Raw genomic sequence first — 17,558 nt, forward strand, 5'->3', positions numbered from 1 at the left:
AACATGGTGAATGTACCAGAAAAAAGCGAATACCAATACGGGTTCCACGATGATATCGAGTCGATTTACGATACCGGTAAAGGACTGACCGAAGACATCATCAGAGATATTTCCAAACGGAAAGAAGAACCGCAATGGATGCTGGATTATCGTTTGAAATCTTATGACCACTTTTTGAAACGTCCAATGCCAGAATGGGGCGCAGATCTTTCAGAAGTGGATTTCGATAACATTACGTATTACCGTAAATCCAGTGAAAGAGCAGAACGCAGCTGGGATGATGTACCAGACAAAATCAAAGAAACTTTTGACCGTCTAGGCGTTCCTGAAGCTGAACGTCAATTCCTAGCCGGATCCGGTGCACAGTATGAATCAGAAGTGGTTTACCACAACATGAAAGAAGAATACGAAAAATTAGGCATTGTTTTTACCGATACGGATTCAGCCTTAAAAGAATATCCGGAAATCTTCAAAGAACACTTTGGAACCGTTGTACCACCAACTGATAACAAACTAGCAGCACTGAACTCAGCTGTCTGGTCAGGTGGAACCTTCATCTATGTACCAAAAGGCGTGCGCTGTGACGTACCGCTGCAAATGTATTTCCGTATCAATGACGAAGCAATGGGTCAATTTGAACGCACACTGATCGTTGTAGACGAAGGCGCAAGTGTGCATTATGTAGAAGGCTGTACTGCACCAACCTTCTCAGAAAGCTCCTTACATGCCGCAGTTGTTGAAATCATCGTTAAAAAAGATGCCTACTGCCGTTACACAACGATCCAGAACTGGTCAGACAATGTCTATAATCTGGTAACCAAACGTGCCACAGCCGCAGAAGGCGCAACAGTTGAATGGATCGATGGAAACCTGGGTGCGAAAACAACCATGAAATACCCAAGTATTCATTTAAATGGACGCGGCGCTCGTGGAACAACAATGTCTATCGCAATGGCAGGAGAAGGACAAGTGCAGGATACAGGCGCAAAAATGATCCACAATGCACCACATACATCCAGCTCGATCGTATCAAAATCCATCGCCAAAGACGGCGGAGAAGTAAACTACCGTGGACAAGTGACCTTCGGAAAAAATTCCGGCGGATCGATCTCACACATCGAGTGCGACACGATCATCATGGATGACAAGTCGAAATCCGATACCATTCCGTTCAACGAGATCCACAACGCAAACGTCGCCCTAGAACACGAAGCAAAAGTCTCCAAAATATCCGAAGAACAACTCTACTACCTCATGAGCCGCGGCCTAAACGAAGAAACCGCCACAGAAATGATCGTCATGGGATTCGTAGAACCCTTCACTAAAGAACTTCCAATGGAATATGCAGTCGAGTTAAATCGATTGATTAGTTATGAGATGGAAGGATCAGTAGGGTAAGAATAAAAAAGTTCCAAACATTTCACTTTGAATGTTTGGGCTTTTTTATTTGGAAGATAGTTACAGGTACTACTTAGGTAATGAATATTCAAACTCAGTATTGAAAATGACTAAATATATTGAGTAATAACAAGTCTTTATGAAGCACTAGAAAACTTATATGATATTTTTGAAACAAAGTTCATATACTATTAAATAATTTGTTTATTTGAAGTTAGCTTCAAATAATGATAAAATTGAAGTTACTAAGAAGTTAACTTCAAAGGAGGACTAGCTATGTTTCAAAGACCTGTTTATCTTAATCAACTGATTGAATTTAAAGATTCGGATTTCATAAAAGTTATTACTGGAGTACGTCGTTCAGGGAAATCAGTTTTATTAATGCTTTTTAAAGAGTATTTAATACAAGAAAATGTAGCTGAAGACCATATTATTTATATGAACTTTGAAAGTTTCGATTATCAGACAATTACAACTGCAGAAAAATTTCGCGAAAAACTGAATGAATTAATTCCGAAAGATCAAAAAAAGGTCTATTTTTTATTCGATGAAATACAAGTCGTGGAAGGTTGGCAACGTGTCATTAATGGTGTTCGAGTAAGTTTCAATAGTGACATCATCATTACAGGTTCAAACGCAAATATGCTATCAGGGGAATTAGCCACCTTTTTAAGTGGGCGGTATATTGAAATACCGATTTATCCATTTTCGTTTCGTGAGTACTTAAATGCAAAGGGAATAGAAGAAGATTCTCGTCATGTAGATAGTGCTTATGATCAGTACGAAAAATATGGTGGGTTTCCAAGCGTGGTCATTGCGGAAGAGACAATCAAAGACACAATCTTATCAGGAATATTTGATACGATTGTTTTAAATGACGTTGCATTAAGAGCGGGAGTAAAAGATGCTACTGCTTTGAAATCAATTATCCGATTTTTAGCAGATAATGTTGGTCAATTAGTTAATGCTTCTAAAATTGTCAATACGCTAAAAAGTGAAGGTGTGGAAACAAGTGTCCATACAGTCAATCGCTATTTAGATTTACTTGAGAATGGCTATTTATTCTATCGAGCAAAACAATATGATATCAGAGGCCGAGAATATCTTAGAACTAATGGAAAGTATTTTATTGTCGACACTGGACTACGTAGAAATGCTGTTGGTAGAAAAGAGGGTAACTATAGTAACCGATTGGAAAATATCGTTTATGTAGAATTGCGTCGAAGAGGCTACACAGTCGATGTTGGTCGAGTTGATAACAACAAGGAAATTGATTTTGTTGCAAGGCGACTAGATGAGACACTTTACGTTCAAGTAGCGTACGAATTACCAAACAATAAGCATGAAACAGATAATCTTTTGAACATAAAAAACAACTACAAAAAAATAGTCGTTACGGGCAGGTATCATGACGTAGAGCAAATAGACGGTATCCCAATTATCTATATAGTCGATTGGTTGTTGACAGAAAAATAATCTGACTTAATAAGAAGGATCTTTTCTAAAAAAGCTTAAACCTAAAAAGTGTCGATATGAAATTAATTTCAGCCCATTCAACACAATTCATAACTCCAACGTTGTCCTGGAAAACAAAGCAAAAGTCTCTTAAATATCCGAAGAACAACTTTACTACTCCATGAGTATAGTACTATCAATGAAACTGCCACAGAAATGATTGCCATGGGATTTATAGAATACTTAATCAAAAAATCCATTAAATAACTGATCAAACGGTTGGTTCTGATTAGTTATTTAATGGAGAAATCTGTTTGGTAATGCTCAAAATTATACATATAATAAGCAAAAGGGATTAATTATTCCCAACAACGAATAGTTACTTGCTATCAAATCGCTTTTTCAGATTCAACACTCCTTTTTTAAGTCACTATTTTTTAACTTTTTGAATAGATCCATTTTCTTGTTCCAATAGAGACTCCAAGAATTTATCTAATCTGCCAACATCTTTTAAATTTTTTGGAAAGTCTATTTCAATCATTACTCTTTCTCCTGGAGTTATTTCTTCTCCAGTACTAGTATCATAGAACTTTTTCATTTCTTACCCTCCTTCTAAAAATCACTATTATTTTCTACTCTTTTAAAATAAAATAACCAAAATAATTTTTTAAGCGCTCTACTTAAAAGTTAGAGAGCACTAAGAACTTTATGTAAATAAAGCGTTCCTTCTGTAAGAAAATCGGCTCTCTTCTAGTGTTTAAAATATTTTCTGTAGTTCTGCTTTAGCTTTATTGTTTTATGGCAGGATTCCGATTACTTTTTATATTTATCGACAATTGTAGCGAGTACATAAATAATAACAGCAATCATAAAGAAAGATAACCATGAATTAAGGTTTAAGCTTAATACGAACATTGCAGTAATTGCACTAATAATTCCTACGATAATCCCTTTTATATGTCTATTTTTTTGCATGTTTTATGACCTCCTTTATATTAGTACTACCATAATTAAGTTTATCATTTAAAATTAATGAAGTTTAGACTAGTTAGTATGTTGTCAAAAAGATTGATTAAACTATAGGCTGCCTAGTATGTACGTGATCACAGTTATCATGACAACAAAAGATACTGTAAACCAAAAAGTTTCAAGTGGATGGTTCTCTTCAAGGTGTATTTTCTCGATAATTCTAATAAGCGTTAAGCAGAAAACTATACCCCAGATAGGAATAGTAAGAGCACTGATATATAGTATAAAAGTCATAATCATTATTTTGTCGTTTACCTCTTCCTTTTTTTATCATATTTAAATCGTATCATATTATTTTAGCCTGTAAAAGCAAATTTTAATTAATTTTAAAGCTATACAATTGGAGATTAGGCATAGGAATATAAGATAGATTTTTAAGAAATTAGATTTATTCTTTAGTCTTTTCCCCAGATTATTTTCTGCTCAGTTAAATCTGCAAGGTCACCAAGAGAATAACCTTGTTCTGATCCTTCGCCTGTGTAAACATCTCCTGATACAATGGAAATTTTATCAATAGATTCTATATCGGGTACATCATCTAAGGTAAATGAAAATGCGTTTTGACCAGAAAGAGACGGTTGTTTATGAATGACGATATATAGAACTGTATCAACTTTCTCTTTATTTATATGGGTTATTTCTTCAAAGCTATCTACTTCGATTTCTCCAGATATGATCGTTTTACTAGACAAGATTTCGGGAGAAGCATCCACATTAATATTATTCACGTCATCAATAGGAACAACACTAATATTGTTAGCTTGGTAAATACTCAAAAAAACATACAAACCAAAAAAAGAAACAAAACTCAGCGATAAAATGAGTATAATTTTTTTCAGGGGTAATTTATTTTTCAGAATAGTTTCCTCCATTCTTATTATATAATTAAAATAGTAACATACTGCAATGGTGTTATTAAGATAATACTAGATATGGTTGCGCTTCAATATCTTTATGTATACAATATATTTATCAAATAAAGAGAGCGTTTTTATGAAGAAATATAAAAAATGTTGTTGTTTTAACGGTTGCTATACTTATGTTTCAGGTGCTCAAGGAACCTGGTCATCTAGTTGGGGATAGGATGTAAACGGGGCTTCAAAAATTGGTGCAACAAGTGCTATGGAAAGCTCGTACTGGTACCAATTTCAAGTACACGGCGCAGGCAATGTAGTTTTAAGTCATAGTATTAAGCAATTAAGTGCTCATCAAAGTTACAGTACTACTCACTACTCTGCGCCTTTGCAACAAAAGCAAGGCAGAATTTCAGCATCACCTCAAGTACATTTTACACCAATCTTTAATCACTAAGAATATCTATAATAAAATCCATATTCTATGAAATCAGAATATGGATTATTTTTTAGAAAAGAGGATATTATGTTAAAATTTTCAAATTTAACAAAAACATTTGGCGATAAGACTATTTTAAATAATGTTAGCTTTCAGATAAATAACCCGGCACATCTTCATGTTTTAACGGGTGAAAGTGGGAGTGGAAAGACCACTTTATTGAATATAATGTTTGGATTAGATCATGACTACCAAGGGAAATATGAGTTATTTGGAGTGGACAGTAAGACATACAAAAATAAAAATTGGGATCATTTAAGAACTGAAGACATAAAAATGGTTTTTCAAGATTTTAAATTATTCGATCAGTTAACGATCTATGAAAATCTTTATTTATCAGGGGATTTTGAGGATGAAGAAATTTATTCTATTCTAGAAAGCATGGATTTATTGAGTTTGAAAAATGAATATGTCAAAAATATTAGTGGTGGACAAAAGCAAAGAGTTGCAATTGGGCGTGCCGTTTTAGGGTCTCCGAAAATCATTTTATTAGATGAGCCTACGGGAAATTTAGACGGTATGACGACCGATAAAATAATGGAGTACATCATTAAAATAAAAAATAAAGGGATCTTATTTTTTATTATTACGCATGATCATTCAATTCTTGAATATGCAGATGTAATATATAAATTGGAAAATGGAAAAATTTATGAAACCTATCAAAAAAATGAAAATGAACTTCTGGAGAATAGCCCAAATCCTGAGAAAGTAAAAAATATAAAAACAAAGAAACATATTGTTACATATACATTTTTAAGTATGTTCCGAAAAAAGAAAAGATTATTTTTGCTAGGTGTACCCATTATAATTATTCTAATAGCTTTTATATTGAGTTTTACTGCTTTTCAGTCGGCATCATTAGATTCATTTACTAGTTTTTTTGCAGGTGTTGATGATAAAACAATTGTCTTCAATACACAGAGTTTGACTTCAGAAGTAGAAGATGAACTTAGAAATAATAATATTCTAGCAAGTAATGATGGTAAGCGAATTGGCTTTTCAAATGACGATATCAATGAAGTTGCTAGCATTGAAAACATTGACAATGTTGAAGTTGTCGTAGAAGGAGTACAATCTCAATTTGATTATGAAGGAAATAGATTTGAATATAGATTAGATTATGAAAATATCCCTACATTTTTGAAAAAGGATCTTGATCAAATAAGGAATGGCGAGTCAATAATTTTTTCATTAACCTCTCAAAATGTCCCCTTGTCAGTGATTCGTAATTATAATTTTAATAATATAAGTATCATCTCAGGAGAATTTCCTAGTGATAATTCAAAAGAAATCTTGATTCCAGATTTATATGCTTTTACAATATCTGAAACAGAAGATATTACGAACTTAGTTAATACTACTATTGACTTAGATGTAACTTCTGAAGAAAAGGGTATGGATACTGAAAAATATAAAATTGTTGGTATTTATGATACGAAATATAAACAAGCATTATCTACATCTTATCCTATATATGTGGGGTATATTGATCAAAGTAATCTTCAAGATAAATTGAGCGAAGATTCTTACCAGTTTCATGCACAAAGTTATAAGGTAAATAAAGCAACAGAAGAATATACTGAAAATATTGTCAAAGATTATGAACACTTTGAACAAGCTATGGGAACTGGTTTCGACCAAATGATTGTGGTTGTTAATGATGAGGAAAATTTTGATAGTGTATACAAAGAATTAAAAGGAATTTTTCCTAAATATCAATTTACTTCGCAATATGATTTAAAGAATGGCGATTTATCAGGAATATATCATTCACTAGTTCGGAATTTAGTTGTAGGGTCTACAATAATAGCAGCTATTATTGGTGTAGTCGTAGTTTTTCTTAACAAAGGATATATTTACGATCGAACAAAAGAATTTGCTGTTTTATTTTGCCAGGGTTTTTCAAAAAATGACATTGCCAAGATTATTTCATTAGAAAACGGAATAATTTTTACGATTTATTTCTTTATTGCATATCTATTAGCTGTTGTAGCGAATATGCTATTTATAAGTAATAGTAAGTATGGTTACTTATTTGTAAATTTATTAACTTTAGAAAACATTATGTCTTTGGCTTTACTTGTCGTAATTATTCTTCTTTTCTCTATATTTTGGGGAATAGCAGGAATCAGAAATAACAATTTGGTGAAACTATTAAAAGGTTAAAATGAATGAAGAGGTTGGGGCATAAGTCTCAGCCTCTTTTAGGTTTGATTTATAAGCTTTTGATTAATATCAGTTTATGAATAATTTCATCTATTATAATACTAGTGAAAATTAATTTTAAAATAGTAACTCTACTGTACAAGTTTAAAACCTAGGAATAACTACAAGAAATTAATGATACAATAATAATCAAAGAGACATATGATAAAGGGAATAAGTGAGTTTTTTTCAATAAGTTAATATTTTTCAGAGTGAAGAGGGGAGGAAAACATGATTAATTATGAAGAACAGTTAATAGAAATTATTAATCAAGATAATTATATCTTATCAATTTTAAAAGCGGTTGAGAAATTAAATTCAAATGATGCTTGGATATGTGCAGGGATTATTCGAAATAAAGTTTGGGATAGTTTGAATAATAAAAGAACTCCTATAAATGATATTGATGTCATTTACTATGATTCTTCGGACACTTCATGGGAAGCAGAAAAGCTTCTTGAAGAAAAATTAGAATTTTTACTCCCCCATGAACCATGGTCAGCAAAGAATCAGGCCCGTATGCATTTGAAGAGTAATTTTGATCCTTTTAGATCATCTTATGATGGAGTTGCTCATTTTCCAGAAACACCCACGGCAGTTGCTATAAGACTTCGTAATAAAGAAATAGAAATTATGTCTCCTTATGGATTGAAAGATTTGTTTGAAAAGAAAGTTAAGCCCACACCATTTTATCAAAAAAATAGCGATCATCATTCAATTTATATTGAGAGGGTTACAAGTAAGAAATGGGAGGAAAAATGGCGTGATTTAATTGTTGAAATTTAAATAATTTTTTTTGCTTGGAAAATAGCCATACAGTAAACTTACCATAATAGAAGAGGAGCTAATAAAATGAACGAAATTATGAATACAGACGTTAAAAATACATTGGGGAATTATCCGGATTGGGCACAAAATAAGCTATTATTTATTCGTGAACTTATCCTTGAAGTAGCCTCAGAAATTAACGGCACTCCTGAAGTAGAAGAAACATTAAAATGGGGGGAGCCTAGTTATCTTACAAAACAAGGCAGTACAATCAGAATGGATTGGAAAAAAGCGGCCCCCACTCAATATGCTCTGTACTTTAACTGTAATACTCGTTTGATTGAAACGTTTAGAGAGGTTTTTCAGGATCAATTCAAATATGAAGGAAATAGAGCGATTGTTTTTGATAAAGAAGATGATATTCCGATTAGAGACTTAAAGCGTTGTATAGAAACTGCTTTAACCTATAAAGAACGAAAACATCTTCCTCTTCTAGGCATTTAGATTGAACCACAAATATATGGAATTTATAAAAATTGTGCATAAGAAAATCCCTTATCGATTTTTTGTTTGAATGCTGCTGGAATATTATGAAGTCCGCAACGATATAGTTACCTTTTTATATAAAAGTTGCAAAGGAAAATAAAGGTTCACCTGTCTTTTTTCTCAATTTATTATTTGCCATTATAAATAGTTTTTACCAAGCAGTTGATTAAAGTGAAAAAAAGCTGGCTGAATCGAATAAAGAATTGTCCAGTATAGTAAAAGATTTATTTTAAGAAATAAATTGAAAAAGATAGATGAAGAAATTCAAAAAAGTTATTGAAATTTTAAAACAGATGAGTGTAATTAGAAAATCTAGATATGGGCAACGGTTAGCTGCTTACTTATCAATAATCTTAGTATATATTTTTATGTGAGAAAAACTTTATAGCACATTAACCAAGATGCTAAAAAGGGAATTCCAAAGGGAGAAATGCCAAAAATCATTTACAGATAAGAGGTTTAACAAATGATAGGATAATTCGGAAAAAAGTAGTTTTGAGTATAAAAAAGATATCTATCAAGCAATACATAAAACTAAAGTTGGTGCAGTAAAAGAGAGAAGAAGACCATTTACTAAAATACAAAACAGAAAAATCTATGGTGATTCTCGGACTACTTATTTCTGGTCAATTAGACCATACTAGTATGGGAGGTTAAGTAATGGAAAATAAGATGTTCTATATTCTAATGCCTATATTTTTAGTCATATTAGCTTTTTATCCTTTAATAGTACCGCAGTATTTATCTCAAGGAGTATTTCTAATAGCCTGGTTTGTATTATTAATCCTTGTAAGTGTATCTTTCAAAGTATATTTTATAAGAAAAAGAAAATAAGTGGATTATCTTTGAACATTAATGGATAGTCCAAATCTATTTGGATAAAGGTATAGCTAGCAGAAAACTAACTATTTTGTAAATTCTCTAGGGTTCTATATCATTTGATGAAGGGCCCTTTTTTGAACTATTTTTAATTTTGAACTATTTCTCATTCGTAGGTAAAATATAATCGAACTTACAATCTTTTATACTAACAAACTGATATAACGAAATTAAGTTATCACACTACAAAATTCTTTACCTACAACAATCAAATAGTGTGTGATAAACTTAAATTAAATCAAGTATTAATGTGTAAAAAAGAGGAGTTTTTGAGTTTTGAGTAGGGAAATCTACACAATTGAACAAGAAAAAGAAGTACTGGAAGAAACAATGAAATCGCTAGGATATAATTTAAATCACAATTACTTTATAGCTGATAGGGGGCTAAGACCATTTCTTCAAGCGATTTTTGATCACTACCCTATTTCTGTATCGATGTTCCTAGGATCTTATTCTGTATTGTTTGCGGAGGATCATTTGGTAATGCTAAGCATGAAGTATCTAGAGTATGATAACCCGGAAAAGTATGTTCAAAAAATCAAGTATGAGGAGATTACTGATTTCTTTGTTTCACGTCCGTTTGTAAAATATTGTCTAGGGTTTAAAGCGAATGGCAAAAGATATTATTTTTATATTGATGCCAATGGTTCCTATTCTTTTACAGGTCTTAATTACTCAGATAAGAACTTTCAATACTTATTAGAGGATCACTTTAAAGGATTGTTAAAAGGGAAAATGTTAGGAGCGTATAGTGACAATAACAAAAAGACTTTCTTTGTGCTTTTAATCGTAATGTTATTATTTATCGTAATAGGAGCAGTATTTTCTAGCGGAGTGGCGAGTGCAGGTCATACTTTTTCAAGACCAGAAAAGCTCATTATTCTGCTATCGGTTGGAGGTTTATGGGGTCTGCTTTATTGGTATTTTAGAAACAAAAAGCATTAATGATGAAATAGTGAGACAATCAATAAAGAAAACTGTCTCAGTTTAAAACATCTAGGCTATTCTTTTTTTGTAACGTATAGTTATGATTAGTTAGTTTTTGAAAATGGATATGATAATTCTAGTTTTTAATCGATGTTGTTAAAGGATAGTATTTTCTCTCTAGTACACTAATCTACTGATAGAACCTAGTGAGCTTAATCAATGACAACCTCTTTAATAACTGAATTCGAAAAGGGAGGGTTAGCAGATGCAAATCATAGAAATAGTGAAGAAAAAATTGTGGTTACGAATCTTTCTCTATCTATTGATAGGAATTCCTGTAGGTTTGTTAATGGTAGATAATGAACTTGTATTAGGATTAGGATTAATTCTATTATTTGTAGTAGCACTTAAAGAAGAGAATTCGAAACAGAAAAAATAGTGGTAAGTATTTAAAAATAGGAAGAAATAATATATAAATCTCAATTAAGGTAAAAGTTAACTCATTGATAGTAAAGCGTTTTAGGATGGGCAATATTTTTTTGCTTTAGTGCATAGATTTGATAAGCTATAGTGGTATGTAGTCTTGAGAAAAAGCTCAGCACTATATGATACAATTGGATCAGGATTGAGCATTGAAGTAATGGTATACATAATTTTTACAGCACTCTGTGGTAATCTAAAAGTGAGAAATGTTTGAACCATATCTAGTTAAAATATGATACACTGTTTCTATAAAAGTAAACAAAGTTTACTAAAGAGGTGAATTTATGGCAACGATACAAGATATAGCTAATGAAGTGGGAATATCAAAAGCAGCCGTTTCGAGAATACTCAATAGAAAAGGATCCTTTAATGCTGGAACTAAGGAGAAAGTGTTTAGAGTAGCTAAAGACTTAGGCTACTTAGTACCACGAGAAAATCAACTTTTAGATGAAAAGTTTTTTAAAACAATAGGAGCAGTTTTCCCGACAGGTCATATACCATATTATAGTGTGTTAGTTTCATTATTAGAACAAGTTGCCTATAGTTTTGGCTATAGTTTGATGATTTGTAGTTCATTATATGATAAAGAAAAAGAGGAACTATTTTTTGAGCAGCTACGTGAAAAAAGAATTAGTGGGATCATTTATGGGAGTTTTACAAATGATGTCAATCTACCAATTAATGAAGACCTTCCCATTGTAACAGTCGGACATAGATTATCTGAAGACATCCCAGTTATTAAATCAGATAATCATTTGGCAGGCATTATCGCTGCGAAGCATTTAATTGCAAAAGGCTGTACGAATCTATTATATATATCTGCCTATCAAGTAGGGAAAAATAACGATGAGCGGTATAAAGGGTTTATTGAAGAATTAGAAAAAAGTAATAAGAAATGTAATGCCTACTTTACAGGAACCAATGAACGAAAGAAAGATATTCCTAGTGTGATAAGTCAAATGTTTATTGAGAACGTAGATGCAGATGGCATTTTTGTAGAGTCCTATACTTTGGCAGTTCAGTGCTTAAAAGTTTGTCAGTCATTAGGTATTTCGATTCCGGAGGACCTAAAAATAGTCACTTACGGTAATCAATTATTAAATGCGTATAGTTTTCCAGAGATTACAATGATATCTGAAAATACAAATCAAATAGCCTATGAGGCAGTATCCGCTTTAGTTGATATTATTGAACATGAGGATAACACAGAACCTGATTTAAAAGATAACCAGATCGTTATTCCTGTCTCCCTAATAGAAAAACAAACGACGTAAAAAAATACCTGTTTAGGTATTTTTTTATTTTCATTTAATAAACTTGTTGACTTTTTAAGTAAACAAGTTTATTATTATTTTGTAAACGTTCACAATAAAAGCACAGGCCATGCTTAATATTTGGGAGGAAATTATGTCTGATAACTATAAAAAAACTGCTGAAAGCATTATCGAATTATCTGGTGGGAAAGCTAATATTGCTCATGCCCTTCATTGTGCGACAAGAGTTCGTTTTAATATTAACAACTTTGATAAAGTAAACATTGATAAGATTAAAGAAGTACCTGGCGTTCTTGGAGTTATGAAGGTCGGGGATCAGCTGCAAATCATAATAGGTGCAGAGGTTAACAAGGTATTTGATGAGGTTTCAATACTTTTAGAAATAGAAACGGATGAGAACGAAACAGCAACTCCCCAAACTAAAAAGAAAACCAACCTATTTAAGTCAATTGGTTTAGGTATGCTTGATGGACTATCAGGTACAATGGGACCTGTTATACCAGCCATTGTTGCTTGTGCCTTTTTCAAAATGTTTGTTGCTATTTTAGGTCAGGACTTATTAAATGTACTTCCGGCTGAAAGCGATCTATTTATTTTACTAACCTTTGTAGGAGATGCCGGATTCTACTTCTTCCCGGTTATTGTAGGGTACACAGCTGCTAAAAAGTTTGGGGTTACACCCGTGTTAGGAATTTTACTAGGAGCCATTTTAATTCACCCAACCTTTATTCAAATGATCGCTGACGGAGATCAGTTTACTGTTTTTGGATTACCTGTTTATATGACGAACTACAGTGGAACGATCATTCCGACGATTCTATCCGTTTGGGTAATGAGCTATGTAGAAAAATTCTTTAATAAGTATATCCATAGTTCAATCAGAAGCGTTTTTGCTCCAGCCCTTACAATAATCGTTATGCTGCCAATCGCTTTTTGTTTAATTGGACCAGCAGGAGCCTTTTTAGGCAATTATGTTGTAAATGGTCTTTTAGCTTTACAGAATTATGTAGGATTTTTAGGGATAGCGATAATAGCAGCACTATACCCAATTCTTGTAATGACAGGCATGCATATGGTACTGATTACGGCACTTTTTCAAATCTTTGCGACACAAGGATGGGACGGTTTTGCAGCGCCAGCGCTTTGTTATGCTAGTTTCTCAGTAATGGGCGTTGCGATAGGTGCGTTCTTCAGATTAAAAGATAAATCACAAAAATCGTTAGCTGCTAGCTATGCAATAACGGCGATCGTTGCGGGAACTTCAGAACCAACAATTTACGGTATCTGCACTCGTTATAAAAAACCATTTTTAGGATTAATGGCTGGCGGGTTTGCTGGAGGTATATACGGAGGGATTGCAAACGTTGTTTCTGCAACCTTAGTACCTTCATCTAGTGTGACGGCGACTTTAGCTTTTGTAGGAGAATCTACTGGTAATATAGTTAACGGTGTGATTGCTTCAATTATCTCTCTTGTTGTTGCAGCAATCTGTACCTACTTTTGGGGATTTCGAAAAGACGAACCTGGATTGAAGGGATAAACATGTTGCATAAAAAAATAAAACTGAATGATACGGCATTTGTTGAGCTATATATTCCGGACTCAGTGATTTCATATGGGGTCAATAGAAAATGGCCTGCAGTTGTGATTTGTCCTGGTGGTGGCTATATGATTTCTGCTATCAAAGAAGGTGAAGCAGTGGCTATCCAATTTCTGGCTAAAGGGTATGCCTGCTTTGTTTTAAGATATTCAACCTTTATTAAAGACAGAGAATCTTATTATAATGAATCTTCAGAAATAAATGAGAATGGCTATTATCCTTCTCAAATACTAGAACTTATGGAAACGTTGCATATCATCCATGAAAATGCTGAAGAATGGGCAATAGATAAAGAGTCTATTTTTACGATTGGGTTTTCAGCGGGGGCACACATTATTACAATGGAAGCTCTTAGATGGAATGATGATTCCCTATTAAAACAATTAGGATTTAAACCTAAATCAGTGGAGTTGAAACCAAAAGGCTGTATATTGTGTTATCCAATGCTCAATGCTAAAATAGATACCCTTTCTAATCTTGATTTATCTGAATTTCAAAAAGATAGTATGAATGAATGTTTGCACAAAAGTAAAACGCCAAACAGTGAGCAAGTTGAAGCATTAAACGTGGAAAACTATCTACATTCTGATATTCCAGAGTTTTTCATTTGGCATACGACAGAAGATAGTGTAACGAATGCAGAAGACACAACTTCATTAGTAAAAAAATTTCAAGAAATTGGTCAACCTTGTGAATACCATCTTTTTAAGAAAGGTCGGCATGGATTGGCTTGTGGCAATAAACAGTACGCAAGTAAGGATACTGATGTAAATAATACTATCGGCATGTGGTTACCGTTAGTTTTTAATTGGATGGGAGAATTTTAGTTGATGTTAGATGAAGATAAAACAATTTTTGAATATAGAATGAATAAAGAAAAAAAGTACAGTGACATGATCAAAGAGGAAAACCTGAAAGACAATATTGAGAAAATTTCTTATTATTCTAAACACTGTGGTTATATAGATGGATATATATATAGACCGGAATCGTATGACTATAAAAAAGAATTACCGGTTGTGTTTAATTTTCATGGGGGAGGCATGGTCTTAAAATATTGTGAGCAAGATGGAATATATTGCCAAGATATTGCCAATAATGTAGAAGTAGCCGTTGTAAACGTGGATTATGCAGTAGCACCTGAGTACAAATTTCCGCTTCCCATTTTATCGGCTTACGATTTTATTGAGCAGGTTCTTGAAAATAGTGAACAGTACTATTTTCAAAAAGAAAATGTATTGTTAATGGGACATAGCGCCGGTGGATATATTTCTGCCGCACTATGTATATTGAACGACACAAATAAAAAAATCAATATCAAGGGATTAATTGCTGATTATGCTGTGCTCAAACAGGATACTCCCCCAGCATCTAGGGAATCAAAAGATAAAGATAAAGCTATACCTGTTACCAGAATGGAAGAATATTACAATTGGTATTTTGAGAAGGATGAAGATACGACTGATCCATTGGCTTCACCAATCAATGCGCAAGGTGAAATATTCCCACCTAGCCTCGTTATTTCAGCTGATTTTGATGCTTTAAAAAATGAAGAAAAAGCATTCGCTCAAAAACTACAGGATAGTGGCGTAGAGGTAATCTATGAGAACTTTAAAGATAGTATGCACGGCTTTACCCATAAGTGGTTTGATGAATTTAATGAAGAGCAGTCAAAAAAAGCCTGGAAAATGATGCAAGAGTTTATCCAAGCTCAATTGATTAGTAAAGATTTAGATTAGATGAAATAAACACCTAATAAAAAAACTTTATTAGGTATTGCCCCTTAACATTAGAGCTCAATATTTTCTAGCCATTTGGCTGGTTTGAATCCGGTATTCTACTGGACTTAAACCAGCCAATTTTTGTTTTTCGTCATTAGTGTTAGATCACTCAGTATAGTCTTCAGCTTCTTTATTGAATTTCTCATTCGCTTTCAAATAATATTTACCGTTTTACCATTCTAAAAAAATTTCAGACACCCTTATTCAAAATGAAAATTACAGTATGAAATATTGAGGAAAAAACAAAGGCATTTTTAAATGGATGCTTTACCTTGAACTGCCTCTGCTACAATTAAAGGAGCGTTTAGATAGATGAATAATCAAATTGTCAGATTAAAATCGTTCTGGTTTACTAATATGGATATATCCAATAGACTGTATATGTACTTTAAATAATAGAAAGGAAGTTTTTAAATGAAATATATTGTTGTTGGATCTTCTCACTTTGGTTATGAAGCAGTTGAGACCATCTTAGAGGCTGAACCTGAAGCAGAAATTCATTTATTTGAACGTGAAGACAAAGCATCCTTTATGAGTTGCGGAGCTCAATCCTATTTAATGAATATCGCGCAATCACCAGATGAGTTACATTATGCGAATGAAGAATCCTATAAAAGACAAGGCATTAACATCCATCTAAATAGTGAGGTTGTTGGTGTGAATGCTGATAAAAATACAGTAACAGTGAAAACGGACAATGGGGAAAGAGAAGAAAGCTACGATAGATTACTTCTTTCACCAGGTGGCTATGCACCCAAATTAAACATACCAGGAAATGATTTAGAACATGTCTATACTTTCCGTGGTCGAAATGACGCAGAAATGGTTAAAGCACGTATGGAAGATGCGAAGAAAGTAGTCGTTATTGGTGGAGGATACATCGGTATTGAAGTTGCCGAAGCCTATAGAGAAAACGGTCAGGATGTTACGCTCATTGATGCAGTTGATCGTTTCTTACCAAGCTACCTAGATGAAGAATTCTATCCAAGCTTATCTAAAGAAGCGGAAGAAAAAGGATTGAAAATTCAAACAAATGAATTAGTGCAAGAGATTAAAGGAGAAAATGGTGAAATTCAGGCAGTAGTAACGGATCAAGCTGAATATGAAGCAGATACCGTGATTATGGCTGTTGGAGTTAAGCCCGATACATCTTGGCTAGCGAACAGTCTTAAATTAGATGAAGCTGGTTTTGTAGTTGTCAATGATTATTTAGAAACTTCAGCTAAAAATGTCTATGCAGGCGGCGATGCGACATTAATCCCCTTCAAGGCAACAGGCAAAAAACAAAACATAGCCTTAGCAACAAATGCCCGAAAACAAGGCGTTATCGCTGCTAAAAATGCGATGGGAGAGAAAGTCGAAATGCCCGTAGTCAACGGGACGTCTGGATTAGCTTTCTTTGATTTGAAATTTGCAACAACTGGTTTGAATAATGCTAACTTAAAGAACTATGACGGAAACATTAAAACTTTCTATACTGAAGAAAGAGTCCGTCCTTCATTTATGCGTGATGGGGACATCAAAGTTGAAATGAAACTATTCTATGATTCAGAAACAGAAGTAATCTTAGGAGCACAATTTTTATCAACTGGAGATATTACCCAAGCAGCAAACACCCTTTCACTAGCCATTAGTAACGAAATGACCTTAAGTGATTTAGGGAAAGCAGATTTCTTCTTCCAACCAGGATTTAGCCGTCCATGGAACTTCTTAAATGTTTTAGCACTAAAAGCGCAAGGAAAAACATTTGGTTCAACAGAGATGTTGTTTTAACAATACCAAAACTTAAAACCTAATCGTTCATATCTTTCATTCTAGCTATTACTATTGATAATAACGTTAGATAAGAAAGTTATC

The 17,558-nt window shown here is 33.1% G+C and carries 15 protein-coding genes; 12 read left to right on the forward strand and 3 right to left on the reverse strand.

Annotated elements, in window-relative coordinates; all coding sequences use genetic code 11:
* Positions 1–6: 6 nt before the first annotated feature.
* Positions 7–1,398, forward strand: a complete 1,392-nt coding sequence (sufB, locus tag BLT22_RS03455) for a Fe-S cluster assembly protein SufB (RefSeq protein ID WP_280525127.1) — start codon at positions 7–9, stop codon at positions 1,396–1,398.
* A gap of 276 nt (positions 1,399–1,674) precedes the next feature.
* Positions 1,675–2,874 (forward strand): ATP-binding protein, encoded by a 1,200-nt coding sequence (locus tag BLT22_RS03460; protein ID WP_091760741.1) that lies wholly within the window; start codon positions 1,675–1,677, stop codon positions 2,872–2,874.
* Between the two features lie 409 nt (positions 2,875–3,283).
* Here BLT22_RS03460 and BLT22_RS12300 read toward each other — a convergent pair whose 3' ends face one another.
* The 3 genes from BLT22_RS12300 to BLT22_RS03470 form a co-directional block, all read right to left on the reverse strand.
* Positions 3,284–3,451 carry a hypothetical protein gene (locus BLT22_RS12300; RefSeq protein ID WP_171034430.1) on the reverse strand — a complete coding sequence of 56 codons (168 nt, stop codon included), beginning with the start codon at positions 3,449–3,451 and terminating at the stop codon, positions 3,284–3,286.
* 215 nt (positions 3,452–3,666) lie between these two features.
* Positions 3,667–3,828, reverse strand: coding sequence for a hypothetical protein (locus BLT22_RS12305; protein ID WP_176935305.1), 162 nt, complete (start codon positions 3,826–3,828; stop codon positions 3,667–3,669).
* Between the two features lie 449 nt (positions 3,829–4,277).
* Positions 4,278–4,658 carry a hypothetical protein gene (locus BLT22_RS03470; protein ID WP_143020617.1) on the reverse strand — a complete coding sequence of 127 codons (381 nt, stop codon included), beginning with the start codon at positions 4,656–4,658 and terminating at the stop codon, positions 4,278–4,280.
* Between the two features lie 604 nt (positions 4,659–5,262).
* Between BLT22_RS03470 and BLT22_RS03475 the strand changes: the two genes are divergently transcribed.
* The 10 genes from BLT22_RS03475 (at position 5,263) to BLT22_RS03515 (ending at position 17,474) form a co-directional block, all read left to right on the forward strand.
* Positions 5,263–7,404, forward strand: coding sequence for an ABC transporter ATP-binding protein/permease (locus tag BLT22_RS03475; protein ID WP_176935307.1), 2,142 nt, complete (start codon positions 5,263–5,265; stop codon positions 7,402–7,404).
* A 270-nt stretch (positions 7,405–7,674) separates the two neighbouring features.
* Positions 7,675–8,229 carry a nucleotidyltransferase family protein gene (locus BLT22_RS03480; protein ID WP_091760754.1) on the forward strand — a complete coding sequence of 185 codons (555 nt, stop codon included), beginning with the start codon at positions 7,675–7,677 and terminating at the stop codon, positions 8,227–8,229.
* 66 nt (positions 8,230–8,295) lie between these two features.
* Positions 8,296–8,715 (forward strand): DUF1801 domain-containing protein, encoded by a 420-nt coding sequence (locus BLT22_RS03485; protein ID WP_091760757.1) that lies wholly within the window; start codon positions 8,296–8,298, stop codon positions 8,713–8,715.
* Positions 8,716–9,912: 1,197 nt separating this feature from the next.
* Positions 9,913–10,581 (forward strand): hypothetical protein, encoded by a 669-nt coding sequence (locus BLT22_RS03490; RefSeq protein ID WP_091760759.1) that lies wholly within the window; start codon positions 9,913–9,915, stop codon positions 10,579–10,581.
* A 247-nt stretch (positions 10,582–10,828) separates the two neighbouring features.
* On the forward strand, positions 10,829–11,002 hold the full coding sequence (locus BLT22_RS12310) for a hypothetical protein (protein WP_176935309.1): 174 nt from the start codon (positions 10,829–10,831) through the stop codon (positions 11,000–11,002).
* Between the two features lie 328 nt (positions 11,003–11,330).
* Positions 11,331–12,320 (forward strand): LacI family DNA-binding transcriptional regulator, encoded by a 990-nt coding sequence (locus BLT22_RS03495; RefSeq protein WP_091760762.1) that lies wholly within the window; start codon positions 11,331–11,333, stop codon positions 12,318–12,320.
* A gap of 133 nt (positions 12,321–12,453) precedes the next feature.
* Entirely contained in the window at positions 12,454–13,860 is a 1,407-nt protein-coding gene (locus BLT22_RS03500) for a PTS transporter subunit EIIC (RefSeq protein ID WP_091760764.1), read from the forward strand.
* Positions 13,861–13,862: 2 nt separating this feature from the next.
* Positions 13,863–14,747, forward strand: a complete 885-nt coding sequence (locus BLT22_RS03505) for an alpha/beta hydrolase (protein WP_091760767.1) — start codon at positions 13,863–13,865, stop codon at positions 14,745–14,747.
* A 3-nt stretch (positions 14,748–14,750) separates the two neighbouring features.
* Positions 14,751–15,659: an alpha/beta hydrolase fold domain-containing protein gene (locus tag BLT22_RS03510; protein ID WP_143020618.1), complete on the forward strand. Its 909-nt coding sequence runs from the start codon at positions 14,751–14,753 to the stop codon at positions 15,657–15,659.
* Positions 15,660–16,115: 456 nt separating this feature from the next.
* Positions 16,116–17,474, forward strand: coding sequence for an FAD-dependent oxidoreductase (locus BLT22_RS03515; RefSeq protein WP_091760772.1), 1,359 nt, complete (start codon positions 16,116–16,118; stop codon positions 17,472–17,474).
* Positions 17,475–17,558 lie beyond the last annotated feature (84 nt).

It is taken from the genome of Marinilactibacillus psychrotolerans (assembly GCF_900101525.1).
Taxonomy (GTDB): Bacteria; Bacillota; Bacilli; order Lactobacillales; family Carnobacteriaceae_A; genus Marinilactibacillus; species Marinilactibacillus psychrotolerans.

Excerpts from the sequence above, each read along its gene's own strand:
- BLT22_RS03460 (WP_091760741.1), top strand. The coding sequence starts at position 1,675 with ATGTTTCAAAGACCTGTTTATCTTAATCAACTGATTGAATTTAAAGAT.
- BLT22_RS12300 (WP_171034430.1), bottom strand. The coding sequence starts at position 3,451 with ATGAAAAAGTTCTATGATACTAGTACTGGAGAAGAAATAACTCCAGGA.
- BLT22_RS12305 (WP_176935305.1), bottom strand. The coding sequence starts at position 3,828 with ATGCAAAAAAATAGACATATAAAAGGGATTATCGTAGGAATTATTAGT.
- BLT22_RS03475 (WP_176935307.1), top strand. The coding sequence starts at position 5,263 with ATGTTAAAATTTTCAAATTTAACAAAAACATTTGGCGATAAGACTATT.
- BLT22_RS03480 (WP_091760754.1), top strand. The coding sequence starts at position 7,675 with ATGATTAATTATGAAGAACAGTTAATAGAAATTATTAATCAAGATAAT.
- BLT22_RS03485 (WP_091760757.1), top strand. The coding sequence starts at position 8,296 with ATGAACGAAATTATGAATACAGACGTTAAAAATACATTGGGGAATTAT.
- BLT22_RS12310 (WP_176935309.1), top strand. The coding sequence starts at position 10,829 with ATGCAAATCATAGAAATAGTGAAGAAAAAATTGTGGTTACGAATCTTT.
- BLT22_RS03495 (WP_091760762.1), top strand. The coding sequence starts at position 11,331 with ATGGCAACGATACAAGATATAGCTAATGAAGTGGGAATATCAAAAGCA.
- BLT22_RS03500 (WP_091760764.1), top strand. The coding sequence starts at position 12,454 with ATGTCTGATAACTATAAAAAAACTGCTGAAAGCATTATCGAATTATCT.
- BLT22_RS03505 (WP_091760767.1), top strand. The coding sequence starts at position 13,863 with ATGTTGCATAAAAAAATAAAACTGAATGATACGGCATTTGTTGAGCTA.
- BLT22_RS03510 (WP_143020618.1), top strand. The coding sequence starts at position 14,751 with ATGTTAGATGAAGATAAAACAATTTTTGAATATAGAATGAATAAAGAA.
- BLT22_RS03515 (WP_091760772.1), top strand. The coding sequence starts at position 16,116 with ATGAAATATATTGTTGTTGGATCTTCTCACTTTGGTTATGAAGCAGTT.